At 35.0% G+C, this 23,745-nt stretch carries 17 protein-coding genes and 1 tRNA gene; 7 read left to right on the top strand and 11 right to left on the bottom strand.

Translation table 11 applies throughout. From position 1 onward, the window contains the following. Nucleotides 1-5 precede the first annotated feature (5 nt). Complete coding sequence (locus ACM55G_RS10655; protein WP_416843906.1) at nucleotides 6-485, top strand: Dps family protein; 480 nt, start codon at nucleotides 6-8, stop codon at nucleotides 483-485. A gap of 477 nt (nucleotides 486-962) precedes the next feature. Here ACM55G_RS10655 and ACM55G_RS10660 read toward each other — a convergent pair whose 3' ends face one another. Then, nucleotides 963-2,165 (bottom strand): LETM1-related biofilm-associated protein, encoded by a 1,203-nt coding sequence (locus ACM55G_RS10660; protein WP_416843907.1) that lies wholly within the window; start codon nucleotides 2,163-2,165, stop codon nucleotides 963-965. Between the two features lie 412 nt (nucleotides 2,166-2,577). After that, entirely contained in the window at nucleotides 2,578-3,102 is a 525-nt protein-coding gene (locus ACM55G_RS10665) for a superoxide dismutase family protein (protein ID WP_416843908.1), read from the bottom strand. A gap of 228 nt (nucleotides 3,103-3,330) precedes the next feature. On the opposite strand from ACM55G_RS10665, the gene ACM55G_RS10670 reads away from it, so the two are divergent. Then, a complete protein-coding gene (locus tag ACM55G_RS10670; RefSeq protein ID WP_416843909.1) occupies nucleotides 3,331-4,248 on the top strand; it encodes a YihY/virulence factor BrkB family protein in 918 nt (305 codons plus the stop codon). A 398-nt stretch (nucleotides 4,249-4,646) separates the two neighbouring features. Further along, complete coding sequence (locus tag ACM55G_RS10675; RefSeq protein WP_416843910.1) at nucleotides 4,647-5,162, top strand: DUF4251 domain-containing protein; 516 nt, start codon at nucleotides 4,647-4,649, stop codon at nucleotides 5,160-5,162. A gap of 99 nt (nucleotides 5,163-5,261) precedes the next feature. Here the strand turns inward: ACM55G_RS10675 and ACM55G_RS10680 are convergent, their stop codons facing one another. From ACM55G_RS10680 to ACM55G_RS10720, 9 genes are all read right to left on the bottom strand, one after another. Further along, complete coding sequence (locus tag ACM55G_RS10680) at nucleotides 5,262-7,067, bottom strand: acyl-CoA dehydrogenase family protein (protein WP_416843911.1); 1,806 nt, start codon at nucleotides 7,065-7,067, stop codon at nucleotides 5,262-5,264. 109 nt (nucleotides 7,068-7,176) lie between these two features. Then, nucleotides 7,177-8,358, bottom strand: a complete 1,182-nt coding sequence (locus tag ACM55G_RS10685) for an acetyl-CoA C-acyltransferase (protein ID WP_416843912.1) — start codon at nucleotides 8,356-8,358, stop codon at nucleotides 7,177-7,179. A gap of 31 nt (nucleotides 8,359-8,389) precedes the next feature. After that, complete coding sequence (locus tag ACM55G_RS10690) at nucleotides 8,390-8,770, bottom strand: four helix bundle protein (protein ID WP_416843980.1); 381 nt, start codon at nucleotides 8,768-8,770, stop codon at nucleotides 8,390-8,392. A gap of 37 nt (nucleotides 8,771-8,807) precedes the next feature. Continuing rightward, complete coding sequence (locus tag ACM55G_RS10695; RefSeq protein ID WP_416843913.1) at nucleotides 8,808-11,198, bottom strand: 3-hydroxyacyl-CoA dehydrogenase/enoyl-CoA hydratase family protein; 2,391 nt, start codon at nucleotides 11,196-11,198, stop codon at nucleotides 8,808-8,810. Nucleotides 11,199-11,330: 132 nt separating this feature from the next. Further along, nucleotides 11,331-11,843, bottom strand: coding sequence for a MarR family winged helix-turn-helix transcriptional regulator (locus ACM55G_RS10700; protein ID WP_416843914.1), 513 nt, complete (start codon nucleotides 11,841-11,843; stop codon nucleotides 11,331-11,333). Nucleotides 11,844-12,277: 434 nt separating this feature from the next. Beyond that, the gene (locus ACM55G_RS10705; RefSeq protein ID WP_416843915.1) at nucleotides 12,278-13,330 is read right to left on the bottom strand and encodes a proline iminopeptidase-family hydrolase; all 1,053 of its coding nucleotides are present in this window, start codon (nucleotides 13,328-13,330) and stop codon (nucleotides 12,278-12,280) included. A gap of 20 nt (nucleotides 13,331-13,350) precedes the next feature. Further along, entirely contained in the window at nucleotides 13,351-15,126 is a 1,776-nt protein-coding gene (locus tag ACM55G_RS10710; RefSeq protein WP_416843916.1) for an AMP-dependent synthetase/ligase, read from the bottom strand. Nucleotides 15,127-15,696: 570 nt separating this feature from the next. Further along, nucleotides 15,697-19,350 (bottom strand): phosphoribosylformylglycinamidine synthase, encoded by a 3,654-nt coding sequence (gene purL / locus ACM55G_RS10715; RefSeq protein ID WP_416843917.1) that lies wholly within the window; start codon nucleotides 19,348-19,350, stop codon nucleotides 15,697-15,699. An 84-nt stretch (nucleotides 19,351-19,434) separates the two neighbouring features. Then, nucleotides 19,435-20,961, bottom strand: coding sequence for a hypothetical protein (locus ACM55G_RS10720; protein ID WP_416843918.1), 1,527 nt, complete (start codon nucleotides 20,959-20,961; stop codon nucleotides 19,435-19,437). A 138-nt stretch (nucleotides 20,962-21,099) separates the two neighbouring features. Between ACM55G_RS10720 and ACM55G_RS10725 the strand changes: the two genes are divergently transcribed. The 4 genes from ACM55G_RS10725 (at nucleotide 21,100) to ACM55G_RS10740 (ending at nucleotide 23,503) form a co-directional block, all read left to right on the top strand. Next, nucleotides 21,100-21,537 (top strand): PaaI family thioesterase, encoded by a 438-nt coding sequence (locus tag ACM55G_RS10725; RefSeq protein WP_416843919.1) that lies wholly within the window; start codon nucleotides 21,100-21,102, stop codon nucleotides 21,535-21,537. Next, nucleotides 21,537-22,595: a chorismate-binding protein gene (locus ACM55G_RS10730; RefSeq protein ID WP_416843920.1), complete on the top strand. Its 1,059-nt coding sequence runs from the start codon at nucleotides 21,537-21,539 to the stop codon at nucleotides 22,593-22,595. Before ACM55G_RS10725 ends, ACM55G_RS10730 begins: the two co-directional genes overlap by 1 nt. Nucleotides 22,596-22,636: 41 nt before the next feature. Further along, nucleotides 22,637-23,353: a bacillithiol biosynthesis deacetylase BshB1 gene (bshB1, locus tag ACM55G_RS10735; protein ID WP_416843921.1), complete on the top strand. Its 717-nt coding sequence runs from the start codon at nucleotides 22,637-22,639 to the stop codon at nucleotides 23,351-23,353. A gap of 74 nt (nucleotides 23,354-23,427) precedes the next feature. Next, nucleotides 23,428-23,503, top strand: a tRNA-His gene (locus ACM55G_RS10740). Nucleotides 23,504-23,745 lie beyond the last annotated feature (242 nt).

A 23,745-nucleotide genomic window follows, 5' to 3' on the forward strand; every position in this document is an offset into this window, starting at 1 on the left:
TTATCATGAAAACAAATATTTTAGGTTTACCCGTTAAAGAAACTGAATCAATTGTGACTGAATTAAATACGCTGCTATCTAATTTTCAAGTATATTATCAAAATTTAAGAGGGATTCACTGGAATATTCGTGGAAAGCGTTTCTTTGATTTGCATGTCAAATTTGAAGAATTATACAATGATTCACAATTGAAAATTGATATGATTGCTGAGCGTGTTCTTACTCTTGGTGGAACACCGCTTCATACTTTTGAGGATTATATTAAAAATAGCCAATTGGCGGTTGGGAAGAATATTTCGATAGATGAAAAAGCAATTCATTTAATTGTAAATTCATTATCTCATTTGTTAAAAATTGAAAGAGAAATTCTTAATAAATCTTCAGAAATTAATGATGAAGGAACGAATTCAATGATGAGTGATTTTATAGCTGAACAAGAAAAAACAATCTGGATGATGCGCGCCTGGTTAGAGGAAGAATTGTAACATTACTGTAGTACATTCGAAATAATCAATAAAAGGGACAATATTTTTTTTAGCAAATAAAAGAACTAATGTAAATTCACATTTGAATCAATTAGGGATTAATTCTTTAGGAGTGATTTTTATAAAAAATTATCAGAAATAATAAAAAATGGGTAGAAAAATATCGGACTAACGATCCTAATTATTTTGCGGAGTTAGCCAAAGGGCAAACTTACCCTATTATGGATTGGTTGTTTGGATAATAGAGTTAACGAAATTGTTGGTGAAAATCACGAGCGGTATTTGTCCATAGAAATATTGCCAATATGGTGGTGCATTTTGATATGAGTATGTTAAGTTATAGATTTTATAATGCATGTTTTGAAAGTAAAACATTTATTGTGAACATTATGGTTGTTCAGATGTTCAATCAGCTAAAGTTTTGTATTATGATATCAACTAAAAACTTTTAAAAAAAAATTGCTATCGGGCAATTTTTTATTCGATTTCTTCTAAATTTTCATTAAAAGCTGACGGTAATAAGGTTGGGATGAATTTTATTAAAATAGGTAACAATAAACTTCCGCCTGGTAATAAAAATATGGTCAAGGAAGGAATGGTTTTACAAATATCTAATAATTGTTTTTTTACTTTTTTCTTTTCCTTTTCATCTAAATCTCTTCGAGTAGAAGAGGCTAACAGAAGCATTAATTCTTTACTTTGAACAATTTCCTTTATCAATCGGTTTTTATTACGGCTTACTAAAGTTACAACACTTTGAGTGGTTTGGTCATAAAAATGTTTGACTGGATTCGAGTAATTGAAGTAAGGGATGTCTTTTTTATGTTGGGTAATGAATTCATTAGTGCTGTTTATGCTCTGATTAACAAAATCATCTGTAATTGATACCATTTCAGCTAATGAATGTAAAAAATAGGCTTCGTTATTTTCAATTATTCCATCACTCCACAGCGCCATACCCGCAATGTCGATTAAATAATATTTTTCTAATTCATGTGTGAAATAATCCAATTGAAGGGTTTCCAGACTTTGAACAGGAACTCTTGAAAATTTGCTGTAGCGTATGGAGGCTTCAAAAAGTTTAATTAACAAATCATCATATTGAGATTTATTTAACTTAATTTTTAGGGCCAGTGTCACAAGATTAACTATTGTCTCTTCAATTTTTTTTAAATATTTCTCAGGAATTTCTCCGTGAATTAAATATTGGCGAAAAGCAACAACATCAATAAACAAAAGTGCGTTTGTTACAAGGTGTGAGAAATTTTTACTGATGATTGTATCATTGGTTTGGACACGTTCATCAATTATTTTTTCCAGTGTTAGGGAAAGGGAATTTTTAGGGAGTATTTTTTTGAATAAATTAAATCCTTGGGGATTCATTTGGTTATAGAAATCAACCGCTTCTTTTATGAAATTTTCAGAACTGATTTCTTGCTTAGTCAAACAAAAAATATTGTATAAAGTATTTAATAAAGCAACTTTGGAAATCTCTTCTTTAAACCAGCCTTTGGTTTCAATTTTATTAACGGTTTCAAATGCAATTATATGACCGTATATAAAACCTGTATTTCTAACTTTTTGATAAAATGAATCAGTAGTTTTAAAAACTGTTTCTTTTGAAAATTTTTGTTCAACAAAAAATTTATCTATCCAACCTGATGCCGAAGGGTTAATCATTGCTTTAATTTGAAGCTACAAAGCTATGTTTTTTATGGTTACGTAGAAAAAGTTTAGGTTAAGTTTTAATTAGTTATTATAAAATATTGAGGCTAAAATTTTTATAATTTTCAAATGCCGCCTTATTTTTATAAAAAACCATTTCCCAGATCAAATGGCATAATCAAATCCTTTACAGCAGCTAATGAAGTCCAACTGCCGTTTTTTAGCAATTTCATTTTGGGCAATCCGCTTTCATGCATCAGATCTTCTTTAAGGAATTTCTCGATACACGTTTTATTTAGTTTACTCCAAACACTTTTATCATTTCTTGGAGAAAAAACCTGTTTACTGCGGTCTAGGTCTATTTTGGTTACTGTTGAATCAATTTAAAATACAGGTGCTCTTTATCTTCCAATTTAAATTTAAAAAACTATTTAATAATAGCTGAACAAGCAACTCTTGCGCCGGCATTACCAGCTGGTTGAGAAACAAAATCATCTGCCCCTTGGTGGACGATCAGTCCTTTTCCTAAAATATTCTTATTTGTATCACCACAGTCAATACACCACTCATCAGTTGTTAAAGTAATGGTTCCGTTTCCTTTTTCATCAGCAATAAAATTTCCAATATCACCTTTGTGATATTCTCCAACTCCCCATTTACCATGTTTTTTGAATGTTGGGTTCCAATGTCCACCAGCTGAACTTCCATCGGCAGCCGTACAATCGGACTTCTCATGAATATGTATAGCATGAATACCCGGATTTAGCCCAGCTAATTTTGCAACGAAAGTCACTTTTCCGTCTTTTTCTACAAAAGTTGCAGTTCCAGAAACCTGACTTCCACTTTTTGGTTCGAAAGCAATAACTAATTTTTTATCAGGAGAAAAGGAATTGGTTTTGCAACTAATAAAAAGGGCTAACACGATGCTAAATAATAAGGCTAATTTTTTCATAAAATGTTTTATTTCAAAGGTAAGAAAATTTTGTATTACGAATAATAGGATTGTGTTTTAAATAATTCAATTTTATGGGAATTTTACAATATTCATTTTGAATACCTAATCAATTTATTTGTAGTTTTGAAAACAGCAGTAATTGACATACAACTCTAATTTAAATGTGTTTTTAGGTCAAATAAGGTAACCATGTATCGTTTTCTTACGATAAAATAACAGCAGAACATGAAGCATAAAGAGATCGCGATTATAAGTTGGGATTTATTAAAGCGAACGTATCGAGAATTTGATGATGATAACGCTATAAAACTGAGTGCTTCATTGTCTTATTATACCGTATTTTCACTTCCCCCGTTGTTAATTATTATTTTATCTATTTTTAGTTTTTTATTTGGAAGAGAAGCTGTTACAGGAAGGTTTTTTGGACAGATTAACGGAATGGTTGGCAATGAAGCAGCGATTCAAATTCAGGAAACCATTAAAAATATTGAGTTGTCTGATAGCGTTACATTTGCAACGATATTTGGAGGAGTTATGTTGTTGATTGGTGCTTCGGGTGTTTTTGCTGAAATACAAAGTTCCATTAATTTTATTTGGGGCTTAAAAGCAAAACCGAATAAAGGAATTATGAAATTTATTAAAAACAGACTGATGTCATTTTCCATGATTGCTTCAGTTGGTTTTTTGTTAATGGTCAGTTTGATGGTAAATACAGTTATGGACATTATAAACACAGGATTGCTCGTTTATTTCCCTGACACGACGGTTTATATATTTTATGTTTTTAATATTTTAATCTTATTTGCGACTACAACATTGTTGTTCTCCATTATTTTCAAAACACTACCGGATGGAACTATTGCTTGGAAAGATGCTTTGATAGGATCCAGTTTTACTTCCTTTTTCTTTATGTTTGGTAAATTTGCTATCGGTTTTTATTTAGGAAGTTCAACCGTAGCAACCGTTTATGGTGCGGCAGGTTCCATAATCATTATTTTAATTTGGGTCTATTATTCCGCTATAATCTTATATTTCGGGGCCGAATTCACTAAAGTGTATGCCAATGCACATGGGAAAAAAATCATTCCAAATGCGTATGCTGTTAATATTAAGGTGGAAATTACAGAGATTAAAAAGAAATAAATTGTTGTATTTATTGAAAACTTAGGAGGACTGGATACGATTTTAAAATACTTTTTTTTGTAAGATTTTTTTTAAAATCTTAAAACTGGCAGTATTTTTGCTTTGTTACTTGTAATTCATTTAAATAAACTATGAATAAAACAGTTTCACTTGAAGGAACATGAGACTTAATTTTTGTTAGTGGACTAAAATAGCTTTTAAGGGATATCTAATTAAAAAACCTACCGTCGAGAGTATTTGCTTGTCAACGCTTCAAAAAATATATTCTTATTTTATTCATAAAATGGAAAATTATTAAATTTCGTGATGTGCGATATCGCCGTGATGCGCTTTGAAAAAAATAAATATAAAATTTTTAAAGTAAATTTAATAGTATTATAAATTTTAAAATGGATACCATGAAAATAAAAACAGCAATTTTAGTATTGTTTCTTTCGCTGATTCTAACATCGAGTTATGCTCAGGAAAAAAGTAAGAAACAATTAAGAGCGGAACTCAAAATCGAAAAAGAGAAACAAATAGCAGCTTTGGTTAATTCTAAAGCGTTTGTTTTTATTGGAAGAACAGCCTTAGGTCAAGGATTTAGAAGTATTGATTTGACCACTAATTCAAATTATGTGGAATTTAAGCCAGATATAATTAAGAGTGAAATGCCTTTTTTTGGTAGAGGGTACAGTGGCATTGACTATGGTAACGGGAATGGTGGTTTAAATTTTGAAGGAAGTCCAAAAGAATTTACCACTGAAAAAGGAAGAAAAGCCTATCAAATAAAAGCGACTGTTAACGGAGATACGGATGTCTACATACTATTTCTTTCTGTTTTTTTTGAAGGGAACGCTACACTTACCATTAATTCTAATAATCGAAGTCCGATTTCTTATAATGGAGAAATCAGACCAATAGAAAAAAAATGAAGATAAGTGATTTTTCGATTAAATAGAAAAACCGTCATGTTTATAAGGAACAAGACGGTTTTTATGACAAATAAATAAACTAAAAACTATGTTTATATTCTAGAAACAATATTCATTTTTAGCTACTAATTTTGTAGCGATTGTTTCTCTTAATCCTACAATATTTGGCATATTAGTATATTTTGTAAAACGGCGTAAGCCCATAAGCATCATACGTTGTTCATCCCCTTCAGCAAAAGAGATTACACTTTCTTTTCCCTTTTGAGTAACGATATCTACTGCTTTATACAAGTATAATTTTGCCATGGCAATTTGCTCTTGTACTTTGGCCTCACCTTCTTTTTTAGCTAATTTTTCCGTTCTTAGAATGGTACTTTCAGCCATATAAATTTCAATCAAAATATCTGAAGCTGCCATCAATAATTGTTGGTGTGCATCCAAATCTGGACCGTATTTTTGAACGGCTCCTCCTGCCACCATTAAGAATGCTTTTTTCAATTTACCAATCATTTCTTTTTCTTCAGCAAACAATTCTGAATAATCAGGTATATCAAAAGAAGGAATTCCCATTAATTCTTCTTGTACTTTTGATGCTGGTCCAAGTAAATCAACGTGACCCTTCATCGCTTTTTTGATTAACATTCCTACAGATAGCATTCTATTGATTTCATTTGTTCCTTCATATATGCGAGCAATTCTGGCATCTCTCCAAGCACTTTCCATTGGTGTGTCTTCAGAGAATCCCATTCCACCGTAGATTTGAATTCCCTCATCTGCACAATTTTGAATATCTTCAGAAACAGCCACTTTTAGAATTGAACATTCAATTGCATACTCTTCAATCCCTTTTAATTCTGCTTCTTGATGGGTAGCTCCTTCGGTTTCACGTGACGCAATTCGATCTTCAATATCTTTTGCAGCACGATAAGTAGCGCTTTCTCCGGCATAACAGGATGTTGCCATTTCGGCTAATTTTGCTCGGATGGCACCAAACTGCGAAATAGCGGTATTGAATTGTATTCTTTCATTAGCATATTTTGTGGAGTTTGAAATAACTCTGCGTTGTGCATCCAAACAGGCTGCGGCCAATTTAATTCGGCCTACATTCAAAGCATTCATGGCTATTTTGAAACCATTCCCTCTTTCGGATAACATATTTTCAACAGGAACTTTTGTATCTGCAAAGAAAACCTGACGCGTAGAAGAGGAGCGAATTCCTAATTTATGTTCTTCTTCATTCATAGAAATTCCATTATTTGGATCATTTTCTACAATAAAACCAGTAATATTTTTATCATCTTCGATACGAGCAAAAACAATAAAAACATTACAAAATCCCGCATTGGTAATCCACATTTTTTGTCCTGTGATTTTGTAGTGTGTTCCATCCTCAGATAATACTGCTTTTGTTTTTCCAGAATTGGCATCACTACCAGCGCTTGGTTCAGTCAAACAATATGCTCCAAACCATTCGCCAGACGCTAATTTTGTTACATATTTTTGCTTTTGTTCTTCAGTTCCATACAAAGTAATTGGCAGTGTTCCAATTCCTGTATGTGCTCCAAAAGCAGAAGAAAAGGAACCTGTTGCTCCCGATATATAATCGCAAACCAAAACAGTATTTACAAATCCCATTCCCATTCCACCATAAGCTTCAGGAACTGCGATACTCAAAAAACCCATTTCAGCTGCCTTTTGCATACTTTCCACCGTTAAGGCGAAATCTCTTTTTTCAAAGCGATCTTTGTTCGGCCAGATTTCTTTGTCTACAAACTCTTTTACAGAGTCACGCATCATTAATTGTTCTTCATTAAAATCTTCAGGAGTGAAGACATCTTCGCACTTTGTTTCTTTAACCAAAAACTGACCGCCACGGGTTACTTTTTTTTCAACTGTATCTGCCATTTTTTTATTTTTTAATATGTTTTTATTTATAATCTAAATTCTCAATATCGTCATTCTTCCTGTGAAGATCCCTCTTTTGTCTGAATGACAATTGGATGGAAATCTTTGACTACATCAACTCGTAAATCCCTGCGCTTCCTTGTCCAGTTCCCACACACATACTTACAATCCCATATTTGCTTCCTCTTTTTTTCATTTCGTCAAATAGCTGAACAGACAATTTTGCTCCGGTACAGCCTAGCGGATGCCCTAATGCTATTGCTCCACCATTTACGTTTACGATATCAGGATTCAATCCTAATTCACGAATTACCGCTAATGATTGGGATGCAAATGCTTCGTTCAACTCCACTAAATCAATATCTTTTAATTGTAATCCTGCTTGCTTTAAAGCTTTCGGAATCGCTTTTACGGGTCCAATTCCCATGATTCTTGGTTCCACACCAGCCGAAGCAAAGTTTACCAAACGGGCAATTGGTTCTAGATTCAATTCTTTTACCATTTCCTCACTCATGATTAAAACAAAAGCGGCTCCATCACTCATTTGGGATGAATTTCCTGCAGTTACACTTCCATCCGCTGCAAAAACGGGTCTTAAACCGGCTAATGCTTCTACTGAAGTTCCTGCTCTTGGACCTTCGTCTTTATTTACGATATAGGATTTGGTTTCTTTTTTACCGTTTTCGTTGATGAACGTTTGCTCAATAGTAATCGGAACAATTTGTTTATCGAATCTGCCTTCGGCTTGTGCTTTCAAAGCTTTCATATGCGATTGGTACGCAAATTCATCTTGATCGGCTCTGGATACATTATATTGTTTGGCAACCGCTTCTGCAGTTAGTCCCATTCCCCAATAATAGTCTTCGTTTCCTGCTTTTGCAACAGCATAATCCGGAGTCGGTTTGTATCCTCCCATTGGAATAAAGCTCATACTTTCGGCTCCACCGGCAATAATACAATCGGCCATTCCGGACTGGATCTTGGCGGTTGCCATACCAATTGTTTCTAATCCTGAAGCGCAATAACGGTTTACGGTTACACCAGGAACATCTTCGATTTTTAATCCCATCAAAGAGATTAATCGCCCTACATTTAGTCCTTGTTCTGCTTCCGGCATGGCATTTCCTACCATAACGTCGTCAATACGTTTTTTGTCGAAATCAGGCAACTCATTCATCATAAACTGAATCGTTTCTGCCGCCAACTCATCAGGACGTTTAAATCTAAAAACCCCTTTTGGTGCTTTCCCCACGGCTGTTCTGTATGCTTTAACTATATAGGCTGTTTTCATAAATTATGTATTAAGATTGGAGAATTAAGTATTAAGATTTTCCAATGTTTATGTTAATTTTTTCTTTTAATGATTTTTGAAATGAAAAATTCATATTTGAAACTTCTACTAATTGATTAATAATAGGTTGTATTAAATCTTCATTTACAAGCTTAAGCCTTTTAGCAAGTATTAATTGAGTTACTAATTCAAAAGTTGAACCATTTGCAATTCCTAAAAATTGTACAAATTCTTTATCATAATTTCTTCTAGAACCTTCAGCAATATTAGAAGGAATAGATACTGCACATTTTTTTATTTGATGAATTAAATTAAATTTTTCATCATTAGGCAATAAAGTAGAAACTTCATAAACTTCAACAGCAACATCCATCGTTTTTTGCCAAATTTTTAATTTTTCAAAATTGTGAATAGTCTTTTTTTTAAGTCTTAATACTTCAGTCTTAAATCTAATTTCTTAGAGGTTTTCCTTTAGTTAACATAAATTGGATACGCTCCAATGTTTTTCTTTCCGTGCAAAGGGATAAGAAAGCTTCTCGTTCTAAATCCAATAAATATTGTTCGGATACTAATGTAGGTTCTGATAAATCACCACCAGCCATTACGTAAGCTAGTTTGTTTGCGATTTTTTTGTCGTGTTCCGATATGTATTTTCCGGCAACCATTTGGTCCGTTCCCACTAGGAACATTCCCAATGCTTGTTTTCCAAGAACTTTTACATCGTTTCTGCGAATCGGTTGTGTGTAACCGGCTTCGGCCATTAGTAAAACGTGTTTCTTTGCTTCGGCAATTTGGCGGTCTTTGTTTACCACGATGATATCTTTACCGTGTTGTAAAAGTCCGGTATCAAAGGCTTCGTAACCAGAAGTAGACACTTTTGCCATAGCAACAGTCAAGAAATATTCTTGTAGTACATTTAATTCCACATCATTTTTATGGAATAAATCAGCCGCACGTAAGGTCATTTCTTTCGATCCGCCACCACCAGGAATGACTCCAACACCAAATTCCACTAAACCCATATAGGTTTCTGCCGCAGCGACTACTTTATCCGCATGCAAACTCATTTCGCAACCACCGCCAAAAGTCATTCCGTGCGGTGCAACCACAACAGGAATTCCAGAGTAGCGTACGCGCATCATCGTGTCTTGGAACATTTTGATCGCCATGTTCAACTCGTCGTATTCTTGTTCGACTGCCATCATGAATATCATTCCGATATTGGCTCCAACAGAGAAATTCGCTGCTTGATTTCCAATAACCAGTCCTTGATATTCTTTTTCAGATAAGTCGATTGCTTTATTGATGGCTGCCAAAACATCGCCGCCAATCGTATTCATTTTAGACTGGAATTCTAAATTCAAAATTCCGTCTCCTAAATCTTGTATAATTGCTCCACTATTGCTCCATACTTTTTTGCTTTCGCGAATGTTGTTCAAGATGATAAATGCATCCTGACCCGGAACTTTGGCTTGCGATTTTGTAGGGATATTGTAGAAAAAAGTAGCGCCTTCTTTTACAGTGTAAAAACTAGCATTTCCGGAAGCCAACATCTCGTTTACCCAAGCAGCTGGTGCTAAACCTTCGGCTTTCATGATTTCGATTCCTTTTTCGACACCAATCGCATCCCAAATTTCAAAAGGACCATTTTCCCACCCGAAACCGGCTTTCATAGCATCGTCAATTTTGTATAATTCATCTGAAATTTCAGGAATTCTGTTCGAAACGTAAGCAAACATTCCCGCAAAACTTTTGCGGTAGAATTCTCCGGCTTTATCTGTACCTTTTACCAGAACTTTAAAACGATCAATAGGTTTATCGATTGTTTTTGTCAATTCTAAAGTTGGAAAAGAAGCTCTTTTGGCCGGACGGTATTCTAAAGTGTCTAAATCCAAAGACAAAATATCCTTGTCTACTTTTTTGTAAAAACCTTGGCCTGTTTTGCTTCCAAACCATTTGTTTTCCATCATTTTGTTGACGAAATCAGGAAGCTTGAACAAATCATGTTGTTCGTCATTCGGGCAGTTTTCGTAGATTCCGTTGGCAACATGCACCAAAGTATCCAATCCAACAACATCAACCGTTCGGAAAGTGGCTGATTTTGGCCTTCCAATAACAGGACCGGTCAATTTATCGACTTCTTCAATGGTTAATCCCAATTCTTTTACCAAATGAAACAAACTCTGAATACCGTAAATTCCAATTCTATTTCCAATGAATGCCGGAGTATCTTTGGCAACGACTGAAGTTTTTCCTAAGAATTTTGAACCATAATCAGTAAGGAAATCCAAAACTTCTGTTGCAGTTTGAGGACCAGGAATGATTTCGAATAATTTTAAATAACGCGCAGGGTTGAAAAAGTGTGTGCCACAGAAATGTTTTTGAAAATCGTCACTTCTTCCTTCACTCATAAAGTGAATTGGAATTCCAGAAGTATTTGAAGTAACTAAAGTTCCCGGTTTTCTGAATTTTTCAATTTGCTCAAAAACTAATTTTTTGATGTCTAAACGTTCCACTACAACCTCAATAATCCAATCTACTGCAGCGATTTTCGCCATGTCATCCGTTGTATTTCCCGTAGTAATTCTACTGGCAAATTTCGGATTGTAAATAGGAGAGGGTTTCGATTTTAGAGAATTAGCCAAATGCTCATTCACCAATCGGTTTCTGACAATTTTGCTTTCTAAAGTAAGCCCCTTTTTAGCTTCGGCTTCGGTGAGTTCTTTTGGAACAATGTCCAAAAGTAAAACTTCAACTCCAATGTTGGCAAAATGGCAAGCAATTCCTGAACCCATAATTCCGGATCCAATTACTGCAACTTTTTTAATTGTGCGTTTCATACGTAGTTATTATTTGGTTTTTAAAGGAATACGGTATCACCATTCTTACTTATTGATTGTTTTTTTGAATCGTGGCGATGTCATAAGTGGTTATTATTTGGTTTTAAAGGAATATGGTAGCGCCATTTTTAATTATGGATTATTTTTTTTAATTGTGGCGATGTCATTTTCTGGTTTTTCAGTTTGTTCCGTCAGTTCGCTTACGCTTGTATGATTAAAAATATTTTTATCTTGAATTAATTCATTGATGGTTTCTGCGACTTCAATAAAATGTTGCAATTTTTCCTCGGATATATGTTTTCGCACGGTTTCATTGAATTTCAAAACGGTGTTTTTTGATAATTCTCTTTTCTCTTTCCCAAATTCTGTCAGGTAAATTAAAACGCCACGACCATCATCAGGATTTTTCTTCCTTGAGATTAATCCTTTATCTTCCATTGATTTTAAGGTTCTGGTGAGACTTGTTGCTTCCATCCCCATTTTTGGACCTAAAGCCGTAGAGGGTGTTCCTTTTTCTTTATCCATACTCAGCAATGCAAAACCTGTAGCCATCGTTGCACCGTATTTAGAGGCTTCTTCATTGTACATTCTGGAGACTGCTTGCCAAGTCGCTCTTAAAATATAATCTATTGTTTTATCTTTCATATCTCTAACTATATCGATTTCAAATATAATAAAAAAAAATACTATGCACGCATAATAAGTTGAATTATTTTTTTATTTTTTTTGTATAAACTAAAAAACTCCCCATGACATGGAGAGTTTTTTAGTAAGAATTTTTATCTATTTTAGTTTTTCATTAACAAGTGCGATAACGGTAAAAGTCAATGCTGACATTAAAACAGTGATTGCAATATCCAAAGCCATAATCTGAAAATTAAGATTGGGTGGTAATTTTTTAAATTGATAAAAAAATACATATAAAAACCGATATTTTTCGGGACTATTGGATAATATTTGGAAGTTTATTTCTTTTTGAAGTTATTTCGGGAAACAAAACCTGTGAATTGAATAATCAATTTCTATACTGATATAAAATTTGCTATTAAAGAATATGATGATTTGTTGAAAATTGCTATTTACCCTTTCTTAAACTCCCCATTATCAACATCTTTCAAAAACTTAATCACGCCTGTGAAATAATTTTTAGGATCATCGTATTGTGAAAGGTGGCTTCCGTTAGGACAAAACAAGAAGCGTCCGTTTTGAACTTCGTGGGCAATCCATTTCATGTGTTCGGGATCCATTGTGTCGTACTTTGAACCAATACTCAATGTAGGAACCGTCAGTGTTTTTAATCTGGCTTTGACATCCCAATTTTTCAAAGAAGCATTTCCGGTGATGCCAAATTCACTGTGACCTTGCATAAAAACATATACATCCGGATTGATGTGTTTGAAACACCTGTTAATGGATTCCGGCCATTGGTCCAGTGGTTTTCTTAAAACATGTTCCGTGTAGTAATATTTGAACAGTAATTCGCTGTATTTTGGATTATCAAAATCATTGTTTTTCTCGATATCCTGTAATTGCTTTAGGATTTTCGGATCCATTTGTGGTGCGAGAACGTCTTTTGCGTAAGCATTATATTCCTTAGCACTTGCCATCATATTGGAGATAATCAAACCTTTTAGGTTTTTTTGGTATTTCAACGCATATTCCATCGCTAGGATTCCGCCCCAAGATTGTCCCATTAGGTAAAAATTGGAACTGTCTAAGCCTAATGCAATGCGTACTTGTTCGACTTCCTCTACAAAACGTTCATTGGTCCATAAACTATTGTCTTTGGGTTGGTCGCTGTAATAGGATCCCAATTGGTCGTAATAAATATATTCGATGCTTTCATTAGGGAAATACCCGTCAAAACATTCATACAATTCATGCGTCAATCCTGGGCCGCCGTGAAGGAGCAATACTTTTATTTTGGGATTATTACCCACAGTTTTTGTCCAGACTTTAAAAGTCCCTTTCGGCGTTTTTATCGGAATCATTTTGATACCTCCAGTCACCTGATCGTCTCTTTTTGAGAAATCTAAATAATTTACTTTAATAGGATCTACTTTCGATTTTTCTTGGCAATTAGAAAAAAAGAATACACTTATAACGGAACAAATTAGGATTTTTAGTTTCATGTTTTTTTTTGTTTGAAATACTAACCGTAGATTTTATGAAATAAATTGATGTATTTATCCATCACTATCTTTCGTTTTAGTTTTAGAGTAGGGGTAAGTTGTCCGCCGTCAATGGACCAAACGTCCGGCGTCAATTCAAAGCGTTTGATTTTTTCCCAATTCCCAAATTTTTTATTTAGGGTATCAATTTCGGTCTGAATTCGTTCGATTACTTTTTCGTTCGAGATAATCTCCACATTGCTTTTTCCAACATCTATTCCATGAATAACAGCCCATTGCTTAATGAAATCAAAACTTGGTTGAATGATTGCAGCCGGCATTTTTTGTCCGTCACCAATCACCATTATTTGTTCAATGAAGCGCGATTGTTTCATCGTGTTTTCAATTAATTGAGGGGCAATATATTTTCCTCCGGATGTTTTGAACATTTCTTTTTTACGATCCGTAATTTTCAAGAACCCGTCTTCATCAAAAACTCCAATGTCTCCTGTGTGGAAATAACCGTTTGTAATTACTTCGTTGGTCAATTTTTCATCTTTGAAGTATCCCATCATTACGTTAGGTCCTTTGCAAAGGATTTCACCATCTTCAGCAATTATAACTTCCACATTATCGATTACTTTGCCCACAGTTCCTACTTTAAAACCGTGATTTCTCATATCGTTTACGGAGATTACAGGAGAAGTTTCAGTCAATCCATAGCCTTCCATTACCGGGATTTCTGCAGCAGCAAAAACTCTGGCTAATCTGGGTTGCAAAGCGGCACTTCCGGAAACCATCAAATCCAGATTTCCACCCAAACCATCTTTCCATTTACTAAAAATCAATTTACGTGCAATTTTGAGTTGTAATTCGTACCACAAGCCATTTTTTCCATAAGGTTCGTAGACTAATCCTAAATCAATGGCCCAAAAGAATAGTTTCTTTTTGACGCCGGTTAGTGCGGTACCTTTGGCGTAGATTTTATCATATACTTTCTCTAAAAGTCTGGGAACAGCAGTAATAACTGTGGGTCTTACTTCTTTTAGATTATCACTAATTTTATCGATTGATTCTCCAAAATAGATTGAAACACCATAATACTGGTATAAATACAAAATCATTCTTTCAAAAATATGACAGACAGGCAGGAAGCTTAAGGCACGACTTTTTCCCGCTTCAAAAGGAATTCTAGGAGCACTGTCCAACACATTTGACACTATGTTTTTATGCGAAAGCATGACGCCTTTTGGTTTTCCTGTTGTCCCGGAAGTATAAATAATAGTCGCTAAATCTTCCGTTTTTATATTATTTTTTCTAGCTTCAACTTCATTTTGATTGCTTTGGTCTTCGCCAAGTATTAGAAGTTCATTCCAGTTTTTGCAACCTTTAATTTCGTTGAACGAATATACTTCTTTGATAGTGAGTACTTTATCTCTAATTAAATTTACTTTCCGAAGCACTTCCTCATCGGATACAAAACAATACATGGCACCGGAATGATTTAATATATACTCATAGTCCTCTTCAGAAATCGTAGGGTAAATAGGAACTGTTTGCGCTCCAGTTTGTAACACCCCAATATCCATAATATTCCACTCGGTTCTGTTATTAGAAGAAATGACAGCAATTTTGTCGTCTTTTTGAACACCTAATTTCAGTAATGCCCTTGATATGGCATTGGCTTTAGCGATATATTCTTGAGTAGAAGTTTTTATCCAAACCCCATTTTTCTTTGTTGTTAAAGCATCTGGAATTGAAGTATATTTATCTTGCTGATAATAAGGAAAATCAAAAAGTCTGGTTATAGAAGTCATTATTCTGAGGTTGAATTTTATCGCAAATTAATTAAAAATTAATGATAATTATTAATTTTAAATGGAAATTAAACTAGAAATATTTTATTTTACGAAATCGTTTTCTCTGAATTAAGATTGTGAGGTGCAACTATGAATGCTTAATTTTTATCAATGCCATTGTTTTGGTATTTATTTAAGTCCAAATTTATAGTTTTTTATGCGGCTAAGTTGTAAATTTACAATAGAATGTTGTGCTGCTATTTTTGTTCAGCAGTTTTTTAAAAGATATTTAAAAGAGAATATAGGTTATATTTTGTTTTTGGAATGTATAATTCTGTTTAATACTATTGTTACTAATTTGATAGGTTGGCACAATGGCATCAAGTACATAGAGGTTTTCCAACCTTCCGTCTATGACCAACGAAATGGTACACGAGTTTGATACCCATTGATTAGTAGTATAAAATCATAGTATTAAACAGAATTTTTAATTGATATTAAGTGAATGCGAACTTGTCATCTGATTTCTACCCCATAAAAAAAGCGCTCCTTTCAGGAACGCTTTTTATAAATTATATTTCTATATAATTACTTTTTATCAATCCAATTCCTTGCATTGACAAAAGCTTCATGCCAAGGAGAAACTTCATCCTTTCGGTCTTTTGGATAATTGGCCCAGTTCCATTGGAAAGCCGAACGCTCAATATGTGGCATCATAACCAAGTGTCTTCCTGTTGTGTCACACATCATGGCGGTGTTATAGTCAGATCCGTTTGGATTGGCAGGATAGCCCTCATAACCGTATTTTCCAACGATATTATAGTTTTCTTCCGCCAATGGCAATTGGAATTTTCCTTCTCCGTGTGAAACCCAAACTCCAAGTGTGGAACCTGAAAGTGTAGAAAGCATCACTGAATTATTTTCTTGCACTTTTACAGAAGTAAAAATACTTTCGTGTTTTTGACTGTTGTTGTGTAACATTCTTGGTTTTTGCTCATGCTCAGGATTGATTAATCCCAATTCAATAAACAATTGACATCCATTGCAAATTCCGACAGATAAAGTATCTTCTCTTGCGAAGAAGTTTTTCAGTGCTATATTGGCTTTCTCATTATATAAGAACGCTCCAGCCCAACCTTTAGCCGAACCTAAAACATCTGAATTTGAGAAACCACCCACAATACCAATGAATTGAATGTCTTCCAAAGTTTCACGCCCCGAAATCAAATCGGTCATGTGAACGTCTTTTACATCAAAACCGGCTAAGTACATGGCGTTTGCAACTTCACGCTCGGAATTACTTCCTTTTTCACGGATGATAGCTGCTTTTGGACGCGGTTTTGAGTTGTCGATAATGGGTTTTTTTCCTGTAAAATGTGTTGGAAAAGTAAACTGCAACGGTTGATTTTTGTAATTGTCGAAACGCGCTTGAGCCATTCCGTTTTTAGATTGTTTTTGATCTAATAAGAATGATGTCTTGTACCAAATGTCTCTGTATTTTGGGATACTTAATCCACATGGTCCAAAGTCCAAAGTTTCGTCAGTTGTAACTGTTCCTAATCTATAGAAAGAAACGTTATTTGAGTTTAATTTAGATTCCACTTCAGCATCTGTTTTTGCTTGGAAAACAATCCCGATATTTTCAGCGAATAGGTATTTGATAATGTCTTTTTCTTCGAAAACAGAGAAGTCTATTTTAGCTCCCAAATTCACATCGGCAAAACACATTTCCAGTAAAGTAGTGATCAAACCACCGCTTCCGATGTCGTGTCCTGCAAGAATATTATTGTCAAGAATTAATTCCTGAATGGTATTGAAAGCGTTTTTGAAAAAAGCCGCATCTTTAATTGTCGGTGCTTCATTTCCTATAGTATTCAATGTTTGTGCAAACGAAGAACCTCCCAATTTATATTCATCTTGAGAAAGATTGATATAATAAATAGAACCACCGTCTCTTTGTAGAACAGGTTCCACAACTTTAGTAATATCGGTACAATTTCCACCTGCCGAAATAATGACCGTTCCCGGCGCAATTACTTCTTCGTTTGGATATTTTTGTTTCATCGAAAGTGAATCTTTTCCGGTTGGAATGTTAATTCCCAATTCGATTGCAAAATCCGAACAACTTTGTACTGCGGCATACAAACGCGCATCTTCACCTTCATTTTTACAGGCCCACATCCAGTTGGCCGAAAGGGAAATTCCATCTAAACCATCTTTGATAGGTGCCCAAACAATATTAGATAATGCTTCTGCAATGGCTGTTCTGCTTCCCGCAACAGGATCAATCAGAGCCGCAACAGGCGAATGCCCAATTGATGTAGCCACTCCTTCTATCCCTTGATAATCCAAAGCCATTACACCACAATTATTCAAAGGCAATTGCAATGGACCGGCACATTGTTGTTTGGCAACTTTTCCACCCACACAACGGTCCACTTTGTTCGTTAACCAGTCTTTACAGGCAACGGCTTCTAATTGTAATACTTGCTCTAAATACGTTGAAATATTTTTTTTGTCGTAACTTAAAGTACTATAATTTCTTTGGATAGTTTTGTCCGTCATCACCACTTTAGGCGAACTTCCAAAAAAGTCTTCCAAAGCAAAATCCATTGGTTTAGCCCCAGTTGTTTTTGATTCGAAAGTAAAACGATGATCTCCGGTAACTTCCCCAACTTGATACATTGGAGCGCGTTCACGGTCGGCAATTTTTTGAAGTAAATCGATGTTTTCTTTACCAATAACCAATCCCATTCTTTCTTGGGATTCGTTACCAATTATTTCTTTTGCCGAAAGGGTAGGGTCTCCCACAGGCAATTTGTCTAAATTAATTAATCCACCAGTATCTTCCACTAATTCCGAAAGACAGTTTAAATGTCCACCTGCACCGTGATCGTGAATAGAAACTATAGGATTGATATCGCTTTCTACCAAAGCACGAATCGCATTGGCAGCACGTTTTTGCATTTCTGGGTTCGAACGTTGTATTGCATTCAACTCAATTCCGGAACTGAAAGCACCAGTATCAGCTGATGAAACTGCAGCTCCACCCATTCCGATTCTATAATTTTCACCACCAAGGATAACAATTTTATCTCCAGTTTGAGGTTTTTTCTTAATCGCTTGATCTAATTTTCCGTAACCAATTCCACCCGCTTGCATAATCACTTTGTCGAAACCTAATTTGCGTGCGTCTTCTTCGTGTTCGAAAGTTAAGACAGAACCAGTAATTAACGGTTGTCCAAATTTATTTCCAAAATCAGAAGCTCCGTTTGAAGCTTTAATTAAGATATCCATTGGAGTTTGATACAACCATTTTCTTTCTGCCATTCCGTTTTCCCATGGTCTGTTTTCTACCAGACGAGAATAGGAAGTCATGTAAACTGCCGTTCCTGCCAGTGGCAAGGAACCTTGCCCACCAGCTAAACGATCCCTGATTTCGCCACCGGAACCAGTTGCAGCTCCGTTGAAAGGTTCTACAGTTGTTGGGAAATTGTGGGTTTCTGCTTTTAATGAAATAACCGAATCAAATTCTTTGATTTCATAAAAATCAGGTTTGTCAGAAGTTTTTGGTGCGAACTGTTGTACACGTGGCCCTTTTACAAAAGCGACATTATCTTTATAAGCCGAAACGATATCGTTAGGATTTTCTAGAGATGTTTTCTTGATTAATTTGAATAAAGAAGACTCTTTTTCTTCTCCATCAATTATAAATTTCCCGTTGAAAATTTTGTGACGACAGTGTTCTGAATTGGCTTGAGAGAAACCAAAAATTTCAGAATCGGTTAGTTTTCGTCCTAATTTAAGGGCTAAATTATCCAAATAATCTACTTCTTCCGGACTTAAAGACAAACCTTCCTTTTTGTTGTAGGTTGCAATATCATCGATGTCCAAAATAGCTTCCGGAAGTACGTTGATAGTGAAAATATCTTGATTTAGCTCAGCGTATTTTTGCGAAAGCATTGGATCAAAATCAGAAAAATCAGCTGTTGCTTTTTGAAATTCTTCAATTCTAATGATTCCGACAATGCCCATGTTTTGGGTAATTTCTACTGCATTGGTACTCCAAGGCGTAATCATAGTGGCACGAGGACCAACAAAAAAATCCGTCAATACGGATTTTTCTATTTTATAGGAGTTGGCAAAAAGCCAGTTGAGTTTTGAAATGTCTTGAGCCGAAATTTCGTTTTGCGTTTGTACTGCAAAAACAGCTTTGCTTTGGTTTTCAAAGAAATGGATCATTGTTTTTTAGTTTGTTGTATTGCGATGCAAATTTAGTTTAAATAAATAGTACGAGCAAATGTGAAAAGCAAAGACTTTGAAAAATTATTTAGGGAACGGTTTGCTTTGATACGCGCCTAAATCTGGAGGTAAAGTTCGGGTGTTTCCCATAATATCCAACGGAATCAGATATGACGAATTCCCTTTTGCGAAAGCGCCAGAAGTATTGTCAATGTTGAAATTGTTTTTGGAAATCTTCAGGAATTTTGGATCTTTATTTAAAATAATTGCGTTGTAATGTGATGGATCTGTTCCAAATTGATAGTCTGGATTGGTCGTAAATTGGTTGGAAGTATTGTCAAATTTTAAGAGACAATTATTGAATTGGTATACAAAAGTAGTAGCTGTTTTTTTGTTTAAAATCATTTCATTCGAGTATGAACCGTAAATAATACAATTATTGAATGTTGCTTGGGTCAAATCTTTTACTTCTGGGATTGCTCCTAAAATGTAGTTGCTTATTAAAACCGCCGCTTGTTTAGAACTGTTCCAATTGTTATTGAAAGTGCTATGGGTAAAGTTGTAATTTCCACCGTAAACACATGCTAAACTGGCTTGTCCCGCATTGTTGATAACAAGATTCTCCCCATTAATTTTTGCGGTCTGCGCCAAAATACCATAATTGGCTGAATTGTATATTTGGGTGTTTTTTATTGTAGTAGTTGTTCCGTCGTTGTTTTGAATCAACAATCCGATAGTTCCATTTTTGATGGTGACATGATTCAATTGATTATTGGTGCTGCCATTAGTAAGCCAAATCGTTCCCCATTGTCCTGGAACATCTGAATATTCGGATTCCAATCGATCGCCTTCAAAAATGACTTCTTTTTCCAATTTATCCGTTGCAGACGTAGCGCCATTTATATGTATCGATGCGTTTTTAGATATAACAAGACCTGAATTTACATGAAAATGGACTCTGGCTCCCGCATCAAAAGTTACCGTTTTACCTGAAGGAACCGCAGCGTAACCATAAATAACATACGGTTTTTTATTAGAGAACTGTAATTCATTGCCATTTACGGGATCATTTTCATCGAGATAAAAACCATCGATTTTTTCATCGCCAATGGGGAGCGTTTCCGTTGTTCCATCAGCAAAACGTTTTGGATAGAGAAAAACAGCATCCTGTATAAGCGTCACTAATGTTACTTTTTGCAAATTTTCGCCGCCATCAAATTGAATTTGGTCCGTGTATAAAAAGTCGGTTGGGTTGGCATCTGCAATATTAGCGGTGGTTTCTATCAAAATATACAAACTGTCTTTGGCGAGAAGATCAACATTGGTGAATATTTTTCCATTTGTTCCCTGCATTCCATCGACTGTCATTCTATATTTAGAACTCAATCCTTTTTCTAATTTTATGGTTGGAATGGTAATGTCATTTTTACTGTGATTGTACACTTTAAGGCGGTAGGTACTAGAACCTATGTTTGTAAAAACGGTGTCTAAGTAGATAGTGTCTTTAGAAAAGGTCAAATCGCCCGTGCTGGCTACGGTTTCAAAATCAGAACGACAAGCGCAAACAGTCATCAATATTCCAATAAAAAACAATAAAGTTATGGGACGCATTTCGTTAGTTTTTTTGTAAAAATAAGGAAAATCTTATTTGGATAAGAAATGATTTTCAAATTTGAATTTAGAATAACAATTGCATTTGCTATTTTGTAACTCATCTTTTATTTATTTTTACATTTTTAAAGCTAAAATATGACATTCGACAAAGAAAAAATCCTTGAATATTGCAATCAAATCTCCGAAAACACATTGATGAGAACCTTGAATATTGAATATACTGATGCAGGAGAAGATTATTTAGTAGCTACAATGCCCGTAAATCCATCGGTGCACCAACCTATGGGATTATTACACGGTGGCGCTTCGGTGGCTTTGGCGGAAAGTGTGGGAAGTGCGGCATCGATGTTATATATAAATTCAGACCACAGTGAAGTGCGTGGAATTGAAATATCGGCAAATCATTTGAAAGCAAAACGTGACGGAATCGTAACTGCCACGGCAAGAATAGTTCACAAGGGAAGAAGCATTCATCTTTGGGAAATACGAATTACGGATGAAAAAGACAATTTGATTTCGCTTTGCAAATTGACGAATATGGTTCTGCCAAAAAGAAAAAGTGAAGACAAATAATGGAAGTAATCTTAGATAAAGCCCAAAATCAATTACAGCAAAATTTACCCTTTGTATTGTATTGCAAGCCCAATTCGGATATGGTAATTGGACTTTTTCAGCAAAATGATGAATTGTATAAAGTACACGATTTTACCGAAAAAGGCTTTGTTTTTGCTTCTTTTGATGGCAATCAAACCTATTTAATTCCTGAAAATCAATCCGAAATAGCGGGTGTTGTTTGCGATAAAAAAAAAGGTGACGTTTTTGAAAGGGAATTTAAGGATCCAAGTGCAGCAACCAAAAATAATTTTGAAAGATTGGTTGCCAAAGGAATTCAAGCCATTGAAAAAGACGAATTCAAGAAAGTGGTTTTATCCCGAAAAGAAACAGTTGATCTGGTTGATTTTGATTTGGCTACGGTATTCGAAAAGTTGGTTCGGTTGTATCCCGCTACATTTGTGTATTGTTTTTTTCATCCAAAAGTGGGAATGTGGCTTGGCGCTACACCCGAGCAATTATTAAAAGCCAATGTTAATGTATTTGAAACAATGGCTTTGGCAGGAACTCAAAAGGATAGTGGCTCGGGGGAAATAATTTGGGAAAAAAAAGAGAAAGAAGAGCAGCAATATGTTACGGATTATATAGTTTCAGTTTTGCAAGGCGTGGCTTTAGAAGTTTCGGTTACCCAACCCTACAGCGTTAAAGCGGGGAGTGTTTGGCATATAAAAACAGATATTTGGGGAGTATTGAATTCGAACTCCAGTTTGCAGCAAGTAATCCATTTATTGCATCCCACGCCAGCAGTTTGTGGCTTGCCAAAAGAGCAATCTAAAGCTTTTATTTTGGAAAATGAAAATTACGACAGGAGTTTTTATACTGGTTTTTTAGGGGAGTTGAACAGTAGTTTTGCAACAGATTCGGTAAGTTCTAATTTGTTTGTAAATTTGCGTTGTATGCAAATTGTAGCTTCTCAGGCGTATTTGTATATGGGTTGTGGTATCACAAAAGACAGCGTACCGGAAAAGGAGTGGAGCGAAAGTATCAATAAATCAATGACAATGAAAAAGGTATTGTAGATTAAATATTATAGGAAACAGTTAACAGAAAACAATAAATAATGAAATTAGATATACTTGCTTTTGGTGCGCACCCTGATGATGTGGAATTGGGTTGTGCGGGAACTATTCTAAAAGAAATCTCCTTAGGGAAAACCGTCGGAATTGTTGATTTGACTCGTGGCGAGTTAGGAACTCGTGGTTCCGCAGAGATTAGAGATGAGGAAGCTAATGCTGCTGCAAAAATTCTAGGTGTTTCGGTACGGGAAAATCTGGAAATGCGTGATGGTTTTTTTGTAAATGACGAAAAACACCAATTGGAAATCATAAAAATGATTCGCAAGTATAAACCTGAAATTGTATTATGTAATGCAATTGCCGACCGTCACATCGATCATGGAAAAGGAAGTAAATTGGTTTCGGATGCTTGTTTTCTATCAGGATTGCGAAAAATAGAAACTACTCTCGATGGAGAAAATCAAGCTGCCTGGAGACCAAAAGTTGTGTATCATTACATTCAGTGGAAAAATATAGAACCTGATTTCGTTGTCGATATTACAGGTTTTACCGATAAGAAAATTGAATCTATTTTAGCGTATCGTTCGCAGTTTTATGATGCAAATTCCAAAGAACCGGAATCACCAATAACGAGTAAAAACTTCTTTGAGAGCCTGAATTACCGTTCACAGGATTTAGGAAGGCTTGTAGGAGTAGATTATGCAGAAGGTTTTACGGTTGAAAGATATTTGGCAGTCAATAGTTTAGCAGATTTGATATAATTTTGCTGTAATTTTTTAAAAAAATTATTTGCAGAAGTAAACTTATGTTGTATCTTTGCCACCGCTAAGCAAATGGTGGTTGTAGCTCAGTTGGTTAGAGCATCGGTTTGTGGTACCGAGGGTCGCGGGTTCGAGCCCCGTCTCCCACCCAGAAAGCAAAAGCTTCGAAGAAATTCGAGGCTTTTTTTGTGGGGTAAATTTTCGTGGGATTGTGCGAATTTATTTATTGGCTTGAATATTGTAAAAGAGGAAGGGTATAGTATAAATTAGTGTGATTGATGAAGTCGTTTAGGATTTAATAATCGAAAAAATGTTTCTGAAATTAAATAGCGAACTAGTGTAGGTAATGAGTCATTTACATTTGGGGGAATATTTTTCGTTTTTCAGTTTAC

It is taken from the genome of Flavobacterium algoriphilum (assembly GCF_048158655.1).
Lineage (GTDB): Bacteria > Bacteroidota > Bacteroidia > Flavobacteriales > Flavobacteriaceae > Flavobacterium > Flavobacterium algoriphilum.